12 protein-coding genes and 1 pseudogene are annotated in these 15,239 nt (G+C 63.2%); 8 read left to right on the top strand and 5 right to left on the bottom strand.

The features are described from left to right. Positions 1-53: 53 nt before the first annotated feature. From WCA85_RS33490 to WCA85_RS33470, 5 genes and pseudogenes are all read right to left on the bottom strand, one after another. Positions 54-2,618, bottom strand: coding sequence for an MMPL family transporter (locus WCA85_RS33490; RefSeq protein ID WP_424069763.1), 2,565 nt, complete (start codon positions 2,616-2,618; stop codon positions 54-56). After that, positions 2,618-3,298 (bottom strand): outer membrane lipoprotein carrier protein LolA, encoded by a 681-nt coding sequence (locus tag WCA85_RS33485; protein ID WP_424069761.1) that lies wholly within the window; start codon positions 3,296-3,298, stop codon positions 2,618-2,620. Before WCA85_RS33485 ends, WCA85_RS33490 begins: the two co-directional genes overlap by 1 nt. Before the next feature lie 315 nt (positions 3,299-3,613). Continuing rightward, positions 3,614-4,528 (bottom strand): annotated as a pseudogene (locus tag WCA85_RS33480) (acyl-CoA synthetase); the annotation flags it as partial. Further along, positions 4,525-6,315, bottom strand: a complete 1,791-nt coding sequence (locus WCA85_RS33475; RefSeq protein ID WP_424069767.1) for an AMP-binding protein — start codon at positions 6,313-6,315, stop codon at positions 4,525-4,527. The gene WCA85_RS33475 and the pseudogene WCA85_RS33480, both read right to left, overlap by 4 nt. Positions 6,316-6,387: 72 nt before the next feature. Next, positions 6,388-7,080, bottom strand: coding sequence for a hypothetical protein (locus WCA85_RS33470; RefSeq protein ID WP_424069759.1), 693 nt, complete (start codon positions 7,078-7,080; stop codon positions 6,388-6,390). Between the two features lie 515 nt (positions 7,081-7,595). Between WCA85_RS33470 and WCA85_RS33465 the strand changes: the two genes are divergently transcribed. From WCA85_RS33465 to WCA85_RS33430, 8 genes are all read left to right on the top strand, one after another. Then, entirely contained in the window at positions 7,596-7,856 is a 261-nt protein-coding gene (locus tag WCA85_RS33465; protein WP_424069757.1) for a phosphopantetheine-binding protein, read from the top strand. A gap of 21 nt (positions 7,857-7,877) precedes the next feature. After that, complete coding sequence (gene fabG, locus WCA85_RS33460) at positions 7,878-8,594, top strand: 3-oxoacyl-ACP reductase FabG (RefSeq protein ID WP_424069755.1); 717 nt, start codon at positions 7,878-7,880, stop codon at positions 8,592-8,594. 18 nt (positions 8,595-8,612) lie between these two features. Continuing rightward, complete coding sequence (locus WCA85_RS33455) at positions 8,613-9,953, top strand: NAD(P)/FAD-dependent oxidoreductase (RefSeq protein WP_424069753.1); 1,341 nt, start codon at positions 8,613-8,615, stop codon at positions 9,951-9,953. Between the two features lie 48 nt (positions 9,954-10,001). After that, the gene (locus WCA85_RS33450; RefSeq protein WP_424069751.1) at positions 10,002-10,787 is read left to right on the top strand and encodes a glycosyltransferase family 2 protein; all 786 of its coding nucleotides are present in this window, start codon (positions 10,002-10,004) and stop codon (positions 10,785-10,787) included. Positions 10,788-11,126: 339 nt separating this feature from the next. Then, positions 11,127-12,017, top strand: coding sequence for a ribokinase (gene rbsK, locus WCA85_RS33445; protein ID WP_424069749.1), 891 nt, complete (start codon positions 11,127-11,129; stop codon positions 12,015-12,017). Beyond that, complete coding sequence (gene rbsD, locus WCA85_RS33440) at positions 12,014-12,412, top strand: D-ribose pyranase (protein WP_424069747.1); 399 nt, start codon at positions 12,014-12,016, stop codon at positions 12,410-12,412. Before rbsK ends, rbsD begins: the two co-directional genes overlap by 4 nt. Positions 12,413-12,503: 91 nt before the next feature. Next, a complete protein-coding gene (locus WCA85_RS33435) occupies positions 12,504-14,027 on the top strand; it encodes a sugar ABC transporter ATP-binding protein (protein WP_424069745.1) in 1,524 nt (507 codons plus the stop codon). A gap of 87 nt (positions 14,028-14,114) precedes the next feature. Further along, complete coding sequence (locus tag WCA85_RS33430; RefSeq protein WP_424069743.1) at positions 14,115-15,068, top strand: ABC transporter permease; 954 nt, start codon at positions 14,115-14,117, stop codon at positions 15,066-15,068. Positions 15,069-15,239 lie beyond the last annotated feature (171 nt).

Here is a 15,239-nt window from a genome sequence, read left to right as displayed (position 1 = left end):
CGGTGAGGGCGTCCAGCGGCGCACCACGCCGGGCGCTGAAAATGAAGCGGCGTTCATGCCCGCTCTCCGCTGCGGCGCGCAGTTGCCGAAGGCGCCTTGGCTCGCTTGATGGCTGGCGCAAGAATCGCCGAGAACAGCAGCGCGAGAATCGCACCGGGCCCTACTGTCAGGCCAAACGCCTTCAGCAGCGGCACGCGTGCCAGTGCGAGAAGTCCGAAGCCGGCCACCGTCGCGAGGTTCGCAATCAGCAACGAGACAAGCGTTTGCGGTGCGATGCCTGTAGCACCCTTAATACCTGTCGTGCCGGTGATGTCATGCGCACCGTGGCTCGGCTTGTTGAAGAAGAGCGCGTAGTTCGAGCCCACCGCAACGATCAGCAGCATGCCGATCAGGTGCAGGATGGTTAGTTGTTCGCCAGACAGCGCAAGACCGGCAGTGACCACCAGCACGGCAGCCAGCAGCGGCGCAAGCGTGCGCACCACCGCTTGCGGCGAACGCAGCGCAATCAGCAACAACACGACGATGGCCGCGAGTCCCGCAAGCGATAAATGAATATCCTCACGGACATAGTTGACGTAGAGGCGATCGGCTTCGGCCTTCATATCCACGAAGAGCGCATCGGGTACCTGTGCGCGTGCCACGGCAGCGCGGATCTTGCCGGCGTCGAGGCTGGACTGAGTTGCATCGTTACGAGCGGATGCCGTCTGTTGCCCGGCGACAGCAGCGTGTTCCGGCGCACGCAGCGACAGCATTGCGCTCCAGTGGCCGTCGCGTTGCGTGAGCAGCGCATCCACGGCCAATGCCATCGAGGTGCCCTGCAGATCGGCGCGTTGCAGCGGCGGCTGTTGACGCGCTGCCTGCACATCGGCGATGAACGGCGCGAACGCGTCTGGTTTGACGCCGATCGACTGATCCGCGACGGCGTCGCGCATGCGCTGTGTCAGGACGTCAGCAGGCGGCAGGCTGGCGAGGCGGGAACGCTGGGCGGCAAGACTCGGCAGGTACAGCGCGGGGCTTTCGTAACCGGCCAGCACGCCGGAATCCACTAGCGGCTGCAATTGCGCGGAGACTTTTTCCGCACCTTCGAGGACGGCTTCCTGGCTCGCGCCCGAGATCACCACGAGATAGCGCACGTCCGGCGCGCCGACATCGGCGCGCAGGCTTTCGTCGAGCGCCAGGCTTTGCTGGGATACCGGACTGAGCGCCGAAAGTTCGTGACTCCACACGTGCTGACGATGCAAGGCAAGCGTCGCCACGGCGGCGATCAGTAGGACGACTAACGCGCCGCGCAAGCGATGCGCACTGGCGGTGAATCGTGCAAGCGTCGAGGCGAGCCGCGACACATCACGGATCGCAAAGCGCACGCCGCGCAGATGCGGCAACACAAAGCGCGTGACAAGGGCAGCCGCTGTGAGCCCCGCGATCGAGTAAAGCCCAAGCTGCACCAGACCCGGAAAACCCGAAAACAGCATCGATGCAAAGCCGCAGATCGATGTCAGCACGCCGAGCCGGATAGTCGGCCAATAAACCGCGATCCATTTGCGCAGCGAGTCTGCGCCATCCGTTTGCGCGGGTCCACGCTGAGCGCCTTGAACCTGCGACGACTGTACGAACAGATAGATCGAGTAATCCACCGCCTCGCCGATCAGCGTCGTGCCAAAGCCGAGCGTCAAACCGTGCACGCTGCCGAACGCTAGACTCACCGCCGCGAGCCCCGCGGCGACGCCGGAGAGCACCGGCAACAGCCCCAGCACCAGCGCAAGCGGCGAGCGATATACCACCAGCAGCAGCGCGATGATCAGCACCATGCTGACCGCAGACAACCGCGCGACATCGTGCTTGATGTTTTCCCTTGTTTCGACGGAAAACACGCCGGGGCCGGTCATCAGCAGATGGTAGGCAGAGGCGTTTGATACCGACTTCATGGCGTCGTCGAGAGCGTTTTGCACGGCGGCCATGGCGCGGGCCTGAGCGTCAGTGTCGGAGCCCGCGCCTGCGGTCTGCACGACCAGCACTGCACGCCGGCCGTCGCGTGAAGCCCACACACCGTCTTGCGATACCGGTTGCGCGCCGCTGTCGAGCCGGTTGATGAGTGCTGTTACTTCGCCGGTTGGGTCGTGTGGCAGCAAATCCTTGGCGAACATACCCGCGGATGACCCCAGCAAATCCAGGCTCTCGCCCAGCGCCTCATGCAGTCCCTCGACGGAAAAACGCGCAGGTGTGACGAGCGGGCTCAGCACGTAGCGATGCTCGAAAACGAAACGCTGATCGCGTTCTTCGCTGACGGGCTCGCCGTTGTTAACGGACGCGAATTGAGCGTCTCCGCGCAGGCTCGCCGCCATGTGCTTCGAGAGGGCGGCGCGTCCCGCTGGATCGCCGCCTTCGATGCCGACCAGAATCAGCCGCGATACCAGGCCATCGCGCAGTTGGTCGACCAGCACGCGCTGCCCAGCGCTCGGTGAGCGCGGCAAAAACGCCGACAGGTCAGCCGTGAAACTCGTGCGGCTGATTACCACGGCGCAGACCAGCAAAAAGGCGAGCCACGCCAGCACCGCGCGTTGCCGGAACACGCTGCGCATGCCTTGCGGTGGTGGAGTGGCGGGGCGCTGTGCCGGCATTAATTGGCTGTGTCGTTTTGCAGGCGCATCAGCGAATGGTCGCCGTCGGCCTGCTGGATCGCGACCGTGTGCAGCAGGTCGCGCGTGCCGCTCAGCGTGATTGCGCTGATCTTCTTGAGCATGCGTGAATCGAGCGGCGTGAGGGTAAGCGTCCAGTCGTCGCCAGTGCCTGTCACGGCTACCTTGTACACCTGCTCGAGCGCGAAGCGGTTACCCGTCAGCGTCGCGCGAATGCTGTCGATGAACGCGGACAACTCCGGATATTGCGTCAGCGCGAGTGTGTATTGGTGGCCGTTGCGGGCAATCGTCAGCTTGTCGCCGTCGACCACGAGGTCCTCTGGCTTCGGACTGTCGGTGCGCTTTTCCAGATGGTCTGGCGCGAGGAACGATAAGGTGCCGGTCGACTTCACGGGTTCGGTGGCGATCGATAGATACTTCGTTTCCACAAAGCTCGCCTGGCCCGACTTTTTCTGACCGAGCGTGGACATCAGGCGGTCGAGCGTCCAGGCGGATGCAGGCGTCGATGCGTCTGCGGCGCTCGAGGTGCCCGATGCACTCGATGCGCTGGCAGCATGCGCTGCGCACGGCACGTTGAGCATCAGCGCGCAGGCCAGCAGCGTTGCCGCTGCGTAAGCGTTCAGGGGACGCGGGACAAAGGTCGGCACACGGGCGGCATTCATGCGTCAGGAGTTCCTGCTGTGAGTGGTCAGGTCAGGGGCCGCCGCGGACACCGGCGTCACAGATGCCTCGGATGCGGCTGCGGTTGCGGAGGTGGAGGTGGAGGTGGAGGTGGAGGCGGTTGCGGTTGCGGTTGCGGAGGTGGCCGTCGCCAAGTTCGGACTACTGGTGACATTAGGGATGTTTTCACCCTTGGGAGCGTTCGAGACTTTTCCAGCGCCGCTCACGCTCGTTACGTTGCCTACGCCGGTGACATTTGCACCATTGAGGGCACTGCCTCCACCTCCACGTTTAGCCACACTCGAAACATTCCCGGCGGGCGCACTCTGCTCGGCCTGCCAGAAGTCGAAATAGTTGAACCAGTTATACGGCGCGCTGCGGCAATGCTTTTCCAGCAGTGCCACATAGCGCGCCAGCGCGGCCTGCACCTGGGCGCCGCGCTCCGCACGTTCGATCTGCGTGAAGTCGGCGAGTTTCTCGAAGTGGATATCGTAGCGGTTGCCGCCGCGATACAAACCGGTCATAAAGATCACCGGCCGTTTGAGCATCGCTGCCATGTGCAGGGGCCCAAGCGGAAACGCAGCAGGACTGCCGAGAAAATCCACCCGCTGCATCGAATCGCGGGCGTCGCCGAGCAAGGTGCGGTCCGCGAGAATGCCGATCATGCTGCCAGTGTCGAGGTACTCGCGCACCTTGAGCATCGAATCGACCTGGCCCAGACCGATCACGTCCTGTTTTGCGGCGGGATTGATCGACGCCAGAATCGCGTTGATGCGGCGCGCGTTGTCCTCGTACATCGTGACAGCGACGCGCATGTCGGGCCGCGTGCGGCCAATCGCGCGCACCACTTCGAAACTACCCAGATGCGCGCCGATCAGAAACGCGCCGCGTCCTTCCGCGAGCGTCTCGCTGACGAGCGTCTGGCCATGCAACTGGAGATCGAACAGATCGTAGCGGTCGTTGAGCAGATAGATTCGATCGTGGATCGTCGCGCCGAACGCTATCAGATGTCGCAAGACGTCGCGCCAGCTCGCGGGCCGGCCGAGAGCGCGTGACAGGTAGGCACGTGAGGCTTTGCACGCGGCTGGCGAGGCAAGCATGAAATAGAGGCTCGCGGGCGTCAGCACGAGGCGGCTCACGCGGCGACCAAGGCGCAAAGAGAGCCATGTCATGAAGCGCATCATCGGCACGTTGCTGCGCTCTTTGCGCTGGGTCCAGGCGGGGCGCTTCATGAGGTCACCGCTTCGGGTGAAGTCACCGGCGCGGTCAGCACGCCGCTCGCTACGGTGCGCTCGCCGGTGCTGACGGTAAAGCGGATCGAGCCGCTGGCGGCAAGCTCGAACGCCAGCGTCAGCGATGCACCGGGCGCAGCCGAACTCGGGAATTTGGCAGAGCTTAGACGGCAGGTATCGAGTGAGCGGTTCAAGGCGGTGCCGATCGCGCTGATCGCATAGTCGAGCAGCACAACGCCGGGGACGATCGGCTGGCCGGGGAAGTGACCGGGCAGCGCTGGGTGATCTTCCGCGATGGTGAAGGTCAGAGTCGTTCGGCCAGCGGTGGACTGCGCTTCAGCCTGCCTTGCGGGTCGCGAACCTCGCGCGTGCTGTGCGACCAACGCCAGCAACACATCGCGCGGCAGTTTGCCTGTTGCATTGCGCGGCAATACGTCAATGAAGATCAGCGGACGTGGCATAAAGGCCGCGTCGATGCGTTCACGCAGTGCGCGTTGCAAATCGGCGGGGGCGAGGCCTGGTGCCACCACAAACGCAAGCAGACGCGTGACGAGTTCGCCGTGTCGCTGGGAACTCACGCTTGGGTCGTGGTCGTCCGGCATGAAGAACACCGCATCGACCACACCGGGTATCGCGGTCAACTGATGATTCAGGTATCCGAGCGAAGTCCGTTTGCCGGCGATATTGATCAGATCGGCCTTGCGCCCATGCAGCAGAAAACGGCTGTCGTCGAGCGGCTCCAGCGCGTCGCCCATCGGCACGGGGGCTTCGACATGACCGCCCGAGACCCATACCGCGGTGTCTTCGACGCCTTCGTGCTCGGCAGGTCGAGCCTCAAGCCGTATCTCCGGGTACAGACGCCACGCGACATCGTGCGCAGTGCGCCGCGTGGCGATCTGGCCGGTTTCCGTGCTGCCGTAGATTTCCAGCAAGGGGGCGCTCAGCGCGGTCTCAGCCTGCGCGGCCAGGTCTTGCGTAAGCGGCGCGGTGGCTGACACGGTTAACGCGACCGGCGGCTGGACGTTACCCGCGAGCATCAGCGCACGCAGATGCACGGGCGAAGTCACCAGTACTCGCGGCTGCGGCAGCGCGGCAAGTTCGCTGGCGATATCGCCCGGATAGAACGGCTGCCGGTTGCTGAATGCAAAGCCGCCGATCAGCGCAAGCAGCACCGTATTTTCGAAGCCATACATGTGTTGCGGCGGCACAGTGCCGACCAGCGTGCACGCGTCCAGGTCGAGCAAGCCGAGTCGGCCGGCTGACGTGCGCAGGCACTTCACCAGAAAGCCCCACTTCTTGCCATGCGGCACCGGCACACCCGTCGAACCGGACGTGAACAGATAAGCCACGACCTGATCAGATTCGATCCGCGGTACGGCAAACGCTGGTTGGCCGCTGACGTGGTCAGCACCGTAGGACTGCTGGCCATCCTGAGCCGCCATTCCCTGACTCGGCTCGGGAAAACGGAAGCGCGGCAGATCGGCGGTGCAAGTGGCGCCGTCGTATAGACAAAACGTATCAGGCGCGAACGCCGCCATCTGGCGCACGGCCTCCGGTGTGTGAGCCGAAGGCAGCAGACTGATCTTGCCGGCGATCATCGTCGCGCACAGGCCAACCGCAAAGCGATAACGATCCGTGCACATGTTAAAGACATGCGTGCCGGCGGGCAGCGCCTTCGCCACGCGCCTCACGTCGGCGAGAAATTCGCCCACCGGAACAGGCGTGCCGTCGCGCCAGGCAATCGTCTGCCTGGGCGACGAATGGAACAGCAGAGGAATACTCGGCATAGCGTCAGTCAGGGCCATGATCGTCTATCCGCGAGTCGGGCCGGTGGAACGCCGCGGACATTGCCTCCGCCCTCATTGGACCCGTTCGGCCTGGCCATGCATGCCGTGCCGCATGGTGTGGTGCGCTGTTTGCCGCATGGTTTGCCGATAAGCGCGGGCGGCCGCGAACAGGCTCGCACGCTGCACGTTGGGCAGCGCCACGCGCCGCCACGCGTGTTCGCCGACGAACATCATGGTTACGAGCGGCAGCGTCATGTAGTTGGCGAAGGTCGACCACACCACGACCGGCGAAACCGCGAACAGCAGCGTCGAAACCCCAGCGATCATCAGGAAGAACACGGTCCATGCGACGGTGATCTGACGGGTGTATTGCGCGACGGCCGGGGTGAGTGTGCCGTGAACCATAGCCGCGAACTGGCTGCACAGAGCGCGCCGGCCGGCTGCGAGGGTACGGCCGAAGACGTAGGCCATGGCGAGGTTAAAGCCGAGGTGCTCGAAGTAGGCACCCCATTCGAAGTGACGGCCGAGCGGCGCACGCAGCATCCAAAGGATGCCGCAACCCAGCGCCCATAACGGCAGGAGCCACACGCGATGCTGTGTGCGAGCGGCCGCGGCAAGCGCGATGGCCAGCAGCGGCGCCACCACGACCATCAGACCGAAGCCTTGCGCGCCTGGCGTGCTGGCTGCGTAGTGCGTGCCGAGTTCGCACGCCGCCAGCGCCCCGACGGCCGCCGCGCCGCGCGCGACTTGCGTTAACGAAGGCATGACGTTGCCCCGAACATCACACCAGGAATCAAGAAAATACGCTGCATAGTGGGAGGTGCTTCAAAAGCCGTTTTTTTCATCACATGAATGACGCCGGGCGCGGGTTCCGCGGTACGCTTCGCGACGCATTATTCGGGCCTGAAAGCTGCCCGAATGACAGACCGGCTAGGGTACGCGGGGTTCGCCATCCGGTTTGTAACTGTTTGTTTGACCGCGCACGGTATTTGCGGTGGGCGCAATTCTAGCTTACCGTCCGCCCGTCAGCGCCAGCACGCTTTTCCGCCTTACCATCCCTTATTCGCCCGTCCCAGGGCCGCACAACGTCGTGTAACCCTTTCCAGGTATACGATCTGGGATCGCTTCGTCTAGAATCGCCCCAGACTTACAATCTCGAATAAACCGGGCTGACTGCCATTGCAACGGGGCATAGAGGCGGCGCCCGGGCGCCGTCCGTGGGGGCCGAACTCGGGCCTCCCCGCACTTTTCCACTGGCAGCGAACCCGGCGTACAACACAATGAATAAACTGGAAGAAGAACTCGCCACGCTGATCGTCGGCGAACTGAACCTCGAAGACGTGCAACTCGACACGTTGTCCGCCGCGACGCCGCTGTATGGCGAAGGGCTGGGACTCGACTCGATCGATATTCTCGAGATCGCGTTGCTGATCTCGAAGAAATACGGCTTCGAACTGCGTTCGGACAATCCGGACAACGAGAAGATCTTCGCCACGCTAGGCGCGCTCGCCGCCTATGTCGCGGCGCACCGCGTCAAGTAAGCAGATCGACAGGGAGAAACCATGCGGGCGCTCGTAACAGGGGGCAGCGGCGCGCTGGGGCAGGCGATCTGCGTGGCGCTGGCGAAGGCGGGCCACGAAGTCTGGGTGCATGCGAATCGCGGCCTGGCGCTTGCCGAAGCGACGGCGGCCAGCATCGTCGAGGCCGGTGGTAACGCGCACGCTATCGCCTTCGATGTCACCAATGCGGAGGCCAGCCGAGCCGCGCTGGAAGCTTTGCTGGAAAGCGCGCCAGTGCAGATCCTCGTGAACAACGCCGGCATCCATGACGACGCGCCGATGCCCGGCATGACGCAGCAGCAATGGCGCAGCGTAATCGATGTGACGTTAAACGGTTTTTTCAACGTCACGCAGCCCCTGTTGATGCCGATGATCCGCACCCGCTGGGGGCGCATCATCAATATGGCATCGGTGGCGGGCGTGATGGGCAATCGCGGGCAAGTGAATTATTCGGCGGCCAAAGCCGGCTTGATTGGCGCGACCAAGGCCTTGTCGCTTGAACTGGCCTCGCGTGGCATCACCGTAAATGCGGTAGCGCCGGGCGTGATCGAATCGCCGATGGCTGCGCCCGCCTTCACGCCGGAGCGCGTCAAGCAACTGGTGCCGGCGCAGCGGGCAGGTCGACCGGACGAAGTGGCCGCCATGGTCACTTATCTCGTGTCCGATGCTGCGGCCTATGTGACCGGCCAGGTGATGTCGATCAACGGCGGCCTGGCCTAACGCTAAATGAGGAAAACGATGGCCGACGCAATGCAACCTGACGCAACGCAGTGGGATGTGATCGTGATCGGCGGAGGTCCCGCCGGGTCGACCGCAGGCGCCTTGCTTGCACAGCGTGGCTATCGCGTGCGTCTCATCGAAAAGGCGTGGCATCCGCGCTTTCATATCGGCGAGTCGCTGCTGCCGGCCAATCTGCGGCTGTTCGATCGGCTTGGGGTAGGCGACGAAGTGCGGGCCATTGGCATGGTGAAACTGGGTGCGGAATTCGTCTCGCCTCAGCATGGCAATCGCATGGAGCGCTTCCTGTTCGCAGAGGCATGGGACAAGTCCATGCCCGGCGCCTACCAGGTGCGGCGCTCCGAACTCGACCATCTGCTCTTGCGTCATGCGGCTTCGCGTGGCGTGGAGGTGGTGGAAGGCTGCCAGGCGCGCGATGTCGCGTTTCTGCCCGACAACGCCGGCGCGGTGATTCGTGCCCATCATGACGATGGCCGCGAGGAAGACTGCCGGGCGCGTTTCGTTGTGGATGCATCGGGACGCGACACGCTGCTGGCCAACCAGTTCAAAAGCAAGAAGCGCAACGACAAGCACAACAGTTCAGCCCTGTTCGCGCATTTTCATGGTGCGCACCGGAACCCGGGCGAGCATCAGGGCAACATCACCGTGTTCTGGTTCGAGCACGGCTGGTTCTGGTTCATTCCGCTCGTGGACGGAGCGACGAGCATCGGCGCAGTGGTGTGGCCGTACTACCTGAAAAGCCGTCCAAAGGGCCGTTCGCTCGAAGACTTTTTCATGGACACGGTTGAGCTGTGCGCACCGCTTGCAGAGCGTCTCAAGGACGCCGAAATGATCAGCAAGGTGGAGGCCACCGGCAACTATTCGTACACCGGCGACCTTACACACGGGCGCAACTTTTTGCTGCTTGGCGACGCGTTCGCGTTCATCGACCCGGTGTTTTCGTCGGGCGTGATGCTTGCAATGCAAAGCGCCTTTGACGGTGTCGAAGCGATCGATGTATGTCTGCGCGATCCGGCGCGCGCCGACGCCGCGCTGGCACGCTTCGACAAGCGTCTGCGGCATGGCCCAAAAGCTTTCTCATGGTTCATCTACCGGATGACATCGCCGGCGATGCGCGCGCTCTTCATGGGGCCGCGCAACGTGCTGCGCATGAAGGAGGCGCTGCTGTCGTTGCTGGCTGGCGACATCTTCGAGGACACGCCAATCTGGCGGTCGCTGCGCCTCTTCAAGGGCGCGTATTACATGTCGGTACTGTTCACCGCGCCGCGTACCTGGCAGGCGTGGCGCAGACGCCGGCGCAACCTGCGCGAGCGCGACGACGGGCAGGTGGCGGCGCGGTAATCGTGCGTTCACAACACCACTACAACCTGATCCAACACGCTGTTTTCCATGCCGATAACCAGCCCATCGTCTACGCATCTGGTTCTGATTCCGAGCTATAACCCCGGCGTAAAAGTCGATGAGACCGTGCGCAGCGCGCGTGCGAACTGGAACCCCGTCTGGGTGGTCGTCGACGGCAGTACGGACGGCAGCCCTGAACGTCTGTTGGCGATGGCAAGGCAGGACCCGGGGCTGCGCGTGATCGTGCTGCCGCACAACCAGGGCAAAGGCAGTGCGGTGCTCACCGGACTCGACGAAGCCGGGCGCCTCGGCTTCACGCATGTGCTGACGATGGATTCGGACGGCCAGCATCCCGCCGATCTGATCGGCGAGTTCATGGCGGCTTCGCAGGCCCATCCGGGCGCGATGGTGCTCGGCCTACCGAAGTTCGACGACAAGGCCCCGCGCGCCCGGGTGTATGGCCGCCGCCTGTCGAACGGCATGGCGCATCTGGAAACCCTATGGTCCGGCATCGGCGATTCCTTATATGGATTTCGCGTGTACCCCATTCAACCCCTGCGCACGGTGATGCGCCGCCACACATGGATGCGCCGTTTCGATTTCGATCCGGAGGCCGCCGTCCGGCTGTGCTGGGAGGGTGTGTGGCCGATCAATATCACTTCGCCGGTGCGCTATTTCCGCGCCGACGAGGGCGGCGTGTCGCACTTCAACTATCTGCGCGACAACCTGCTGCTGGGATGGATGCATCTGCGGCTCTTCTGCGGCTTCCTGCTGCGTTTGCCGAAGCTGGTGCCGTTGCGGCTTAGTCAGCGACTCAGTCAGCGGCGCAGTTAGCTACTCAGCTCGCGGGGCAACTAGCGGCGCCGTTAGCCCTGCTGCCAGAGCAATTCAAATCGGTCTACTGATCATTTGATGCGCGGCAGGAACCGGCATATCCAAATCCCCTCGCAGGCTGGCAACCAAGATCGCGCTCTGAACGCGCGATCTACATCGCCTACGTTCGCCCCTTACAAATCCCTTCGCGCATTTTTAACTCATATCAGGTAAAACCCTGGGGTCCCTTCCGTCTGGCGAATCGCTCTGGTATAAATCCGTTCCCAAGCTGATTACGTTTTAGCACGGCAAAAATTGGCCTTGCGCGAAAGCGCGGGTCGGGCGATCCGAAGGAGCGGTATGGCGCGCGTGGTAGTGGTGGGCAGCATTAACATGGACATGGTGGTCGCAACCGGGACGTTTCCTCGTCTCGGCGAAACGCTGTTCGGTACGCGTTTCTCGACCTATCCGGGCGGCAAGGGGGCGAATCAGGCGGTCGCTGCAGCGCGCCTCGGGGCTGAGGTCACGATGGTCGGCTGTGCGGGCGCAGATGCGTTCGGCGCACAGATGAAATCGACGCTCGAGCGCGAAGGCATCGACACCCGCTGGGTGTCGACGGGCGCGGAAGCCACAGGTATCGCGTGCATCACGTTGACGGGGGGCGACAACGCCATCGTCGTGGTGCCAGGCGCCAATCATGAACTGTCACCGGCTGATATCGACCGTGCCGAAGATGCGTTTCTGAACGCGGACGTCGTGCTGGCCCAACTGGAAGTCCCGCTCGCCACGGTGTTGCATGCCGCAAAACTGGCCCGCCGCCATGGCAAGCCATTCTTCCTGAATCCGGCGCCCGCTGTTGCGCTTTCCGATGAGCTGATCTCGCTCACGACGCTGCTCACCCCCAACGAACACGAGCTCGCCACCGCACTACAGACCCCGGAAGCATTCTGGGCCGAGGTGCTTCAGCGCATGCCGGGCCGCATCGCCATGACGCACGGCAAGGAAGGCGCTTACTACTCCACCAGCGAGGGCGAAGTGGTCCACCAGGCGGGTTTTAGCGTCGATGCCGTCGACACCACCGGCGCCGGCGACACCTTCAATGGCGCGCTGGCTGCCTTCTGGCATCTGGGCGCGGACGAGGCTGTGCGGCGCGCCAACGCGGCCGGTGCGCTCTCGGTGACACGTGCGGGCGCACAAGGTGGCATGCCCACGCTTGCCGAACTGGAACAGTTTCTGAAGGCTCAATCGTGAAAAAACTGGGACACCTGAACCGCGACATCGCGCGCGTGATGGCGGGCATGGGGCACACCGACAGCCTGGTGATCGCCGACTGCGGCCTGCCGATTCCCGCTGGCGTCGAATGTATCGATGTATCGCTCACGCTGGGCGTGCCTGGCTTTTTCGACGTGCTCGACACTGTGCTCGCCGATTTCAAGGCCGAACGCGCCGTGTTCGCGAGCGAGAGTCTGACGCAAAACGCGGCCGTCGCAGCTCGCATGACGCAGTTCTCGGACGCACAGATCACCGTCGATCACGTGCCGCACGAGGAATTCAAACGCCTTTGCCAGCGCGCAAAGGTGGTGATTCGCACCGGCGAATGCAGCCCCTACGCAAACGTGATCTTGCATTCGGGCGTGATATTTTGAGCGCCCTGTACGCTGCCGCCTCGGGCCTGACCTCCTCAGTGAGATCAGAAACCACTGCGGCAGCCGGGCGCCTTCTGAAGAGAGGCGTGTCATGCAAGTGACCATGCGAGGCATCGGCAAAGGGTTTGGCCCGGTGCGCGTGCTTGAAGGTGTCGACTTCAATATCGGCGGGGGAGAAATCCACGCGCTGATGGGGGAGAACGGCGCGGGCAAATCGACCTTGATGAAGATCCTGAGCGGGGTCTATCAGGCCGACGCAGGTGAGATCCTGATCGACGGCAAGGCCGTGCAGATTCGCGACACCGTCGACGCAGAGCGCGCCGGCATCGCGATCATCCATCAGGAATTGAACCTGATTGCGCAGCTCTCGGTGATGGAGAACCTGTTTCTCGGCCGCGAGCCCAGCCGTTTCGGCGTGGTAGACACCTCGGCCATGCGCAGGCAGTCGCGCAAGTGGCTCGACATGGTGGGCGCGCAGGGCATCGATCCTCAAACCGAAGCCGGACAGCTGTCGATCGGTCAGCAGCAGCTGGTCGAAATCGCCAAGGCGCTTTCGCTCGATGCACGCGTGCTGGTGATGGACGAGCCGACCGCTGCGCTCACGCATCGCGAGATCGAAACACTGTTCGAGATCATGCTCGCGCTCAAAGAGCGCGGCGTTGCTCTTGTCTACGTTTCGCATCGAATGGAAGAAATCTTCCGCATTTGCGACAAGGTGAGCGTGCTGCGCGATGGCCACTTTGTCGGCGAGCGCGAGGTGAAGGCCACCAGTTTCGACGAAGTGGTGCGGCTGATGGTCGGACGCGAACTGGGCGAGCGTTTTCCGAAGCGCACGCAGACGCCTGGCGAGGTGCGCTTCAAGGTAGCCGGACTCGCCGACGACGGCCAGATCTCCGGCATTTCCTTCGACGTTCGCGCAGGCGAAGTGCTGGGCGTGGCCGGTCTGATGGGCGCGGGTCGCAGCGAAATCCTGCGGACGATTTTCGGCCTCAACCGCAAGACCGCAGGCTCGATTTCACTGGATGGCCGCACGCTCGACGTGCGCAATGCATCCCGCGCGATTGATGCCGGCATCGGCTTTGTCACCGAAGACCGCAAGAGCCAGGGGCTTGTGCTCGGCATGTCGGTGCGCGAAAACGCGACCCTGGTGCATCTGGACAGCTATGCGCGCTTTGGCGTGGTCAACGACTCGGCCGAACGCGAGGCCGTGGCGCAGTTGATCAAACAGTTGCGCATTCGCACCCGCGACGCCGAACTGGACGTGAAGTCGCTCTCCGGTGGCAACCAGCAAAAGGTGGTCTTCGCCAAATGGCTCGCGGCGCCGCCCAAGGTGCTGCTGCTCGACGAACCCACACGCGGCGTCGATGTGGGCGGCAAGGCCGAGATCTACACGATCATCAACCAGCTGGCATCGCAGGGCGTGGCCATCGTCATGGTGTCGTCGGAGTTGCCCGAAGTGCTGGCGATGAGTGACCGCATCCTCGTCATGCATCAAGGCAAGCAGAACGGCATCTTCGAGGCGGCGAGCGCTACCCAGGAAATCATCATGACCGCGGCGACCGGCGGCGCAAAGCCAAGCTCGGCAACCGCGGCGAGCGCTGTTGCTGGAGCCTGAGCGGCGCCGGCGACAGCAAGTCCACTTGGCGCGACGGTTTAACCAGTTATTCGACCGCGGCCCGTACCGCAGACATCGAGAGACGAGATGGCGACATTAACCATGACACCCAGTACCAAGGCCACGCTGCAAAAGCTCGGGCCGTTTATCGCGCTGCTGATCATCGCGGTGGGGCTCTCCATCATCAGCCCCAACTTCCTGACGCTCGACAATCTGCTCAATGTGATGCGTCAGGCGTCGATCAACGCGCTGATTGCATTCGGCATGACGCTTGTGATTCTGCTGGGCGGCATTGACCTGTCGGCGGGCTCGGTGCTCGCGCTGTCGTCGGTGATCATTGCCACGCTGATGCAAAACGGCACCTCGGCCGGCGTGGCAACGCTGGCCGGTCTCGCTGCAGGTGGGTTGATGGGCCTCGCCAACGGACTGGTCATTAGCAAGGGCAAAGTGGCGCCGTTTATTGCCACGCTCGGCTCCATGACCGTGCTGCGCGGCCTTGCGCTGGTGGTGTCGAACGGCAGTCCGATCAGCAGCTTTAACAGCGACTTCTTCTCGATGCTGGGCGGCGGCTATGTGGCGCGTCTGGTGCCGATCCCGGTGGTGCTGATGCTGATCATGTTCGGGGTCTTCTGGTTCGTGCTGAAGAAAACGGTGTTCGGTCGTCACGTGTATGCGACCGGCGGCAATGCCGAGGCGGCGAAGCTTTCCGGCGTCAAGGTAGATCGCGTGCAGTTGTGGGTGTACACGATATCCGGCGTGATGGCCGCGATTGCCGGCGTGGTACTGACGTCACGCCTGAACTCCGCGCAACCGACAGCCGGCACCGGCTATGAACTCGACGCTATCGCCGCCGTGGTGCTAGGCGGCACGAGCCTCACGGGCGGACGCGGCTGGATCTTTGGCACGCTCGTGGGCGCATTGCTGATCGGCGTGCTGAACAACGGCCTCAACCTGATGGATGTGTCGTCGTTCTACCAGCAGGTCATCAAGGGCGGCGTCATCCTGCTCGCGGTGCTGATCGACCGGGGCAGCAAGAAGTAATCAGCGGATTTTATGGGCCGCGTGCGTGAGGCGCGCTTTAGGGCGACCCCACACGCACGCAGCCACGATACGGATTTCAATCCAGTTTTTTAACCCAGTAGCGGTTTCTACCGCGTAGTAACACTAACGGATGCCCATCACACGCTAAACATGGGTATCAGGAGGAAGACA

It is taken from the genome of Paraburkholderia sp., assembly GCF_049581445.1.
Classification (GTDB): Bacteria; Pseudomonadota; Gammaproteobacteria; order Burkholderiales; family Burkholderiaceae; genus Paraburkholderia.
The sequence above is the reverse complement of the archived record's forward strand: the minus strand, read 5'-3'. Positions and strand labels throughout refer to the sequence as shown.

Bases quoted from the DNA above. Each gene is read 5' to 3' on its own strand.
- WCA85_RS33475 (WP_424069767.1), bottom strand. From the start codon at position 6,315: ATGCCGAGTATTCCTCTGCTGTTCCATTCGTCGCCCAGGCAGACGATT.
- WCA85_RS33465 (WP_424069757.1), top strand. From the start codon at position 7,596: ATGAATAAACTGGAAGAAGAACTCGCCACGCTGATCGTCGGCGAACTG.
- rbsK (WP_424069749.1), top strand. From the start codon at position 11,127: ATGGCGCGCGTGGTAGTGGTGGGCAGCATTAACATGGACATGGTGGTC.
- WCA85_RS33470 (WP_424069759.1), bottom strand. From the start codon at position 7,080: ATGCCTTCGTTAACGCAAGTCGCGCGCGGCGCGGCGGCCGTCGGGGCG.
- WCA85_RS33455 (WP_424069753.1), top strand. From the start codon at position 8,613: ATGGCCGACGCAATGCAACCTGACGCAACGCAGTGGGATGTGATCGTG.
- fabG (WP_424069755.1), top strand. From the start codon at position 7,878: ATGCGGGCGCTCGTAACAGGGGGCAGCGGCGCGCTGGGGCAGGCGATC.
- WCA85_RS33450 (WP_424069751.1), top strand. From the start codon at position 10,002: ATGCCGATAACCAGCCCATCGTCTACGCATCTGGTTCTGATTCCGAGC.
- WCA85_RS33490 (WP_424069763.1), bottom strand. From the start codon at position 2,618: ATGCCGGCACAGCGCCCCGCCACTCCACCACCGCAAGGCATGCGCAGC.
- WCA85_RS33485 (WP_424069761.1), bottom strand. From the start codon at position 3,298: ATGAATGCCGCCCGTGTGCCGACCTTTGTCCCGCGTCCCCTGAACGCT.
- WCA85_RS33430 (WP_424069743.1), top strand. From the start codon at position 14,115: ATGGCGACATTAACCATGACACCCAGTACCAAGGCCACGCTGCAAAAG.
- WCA85_RS33435 (WP_424069745.1), top strand. From the start codon at position 12,504: ATGCAAGTGACCATGCGAGGCATCGGCAAAGGGTTTGGCCCGGTGCGC.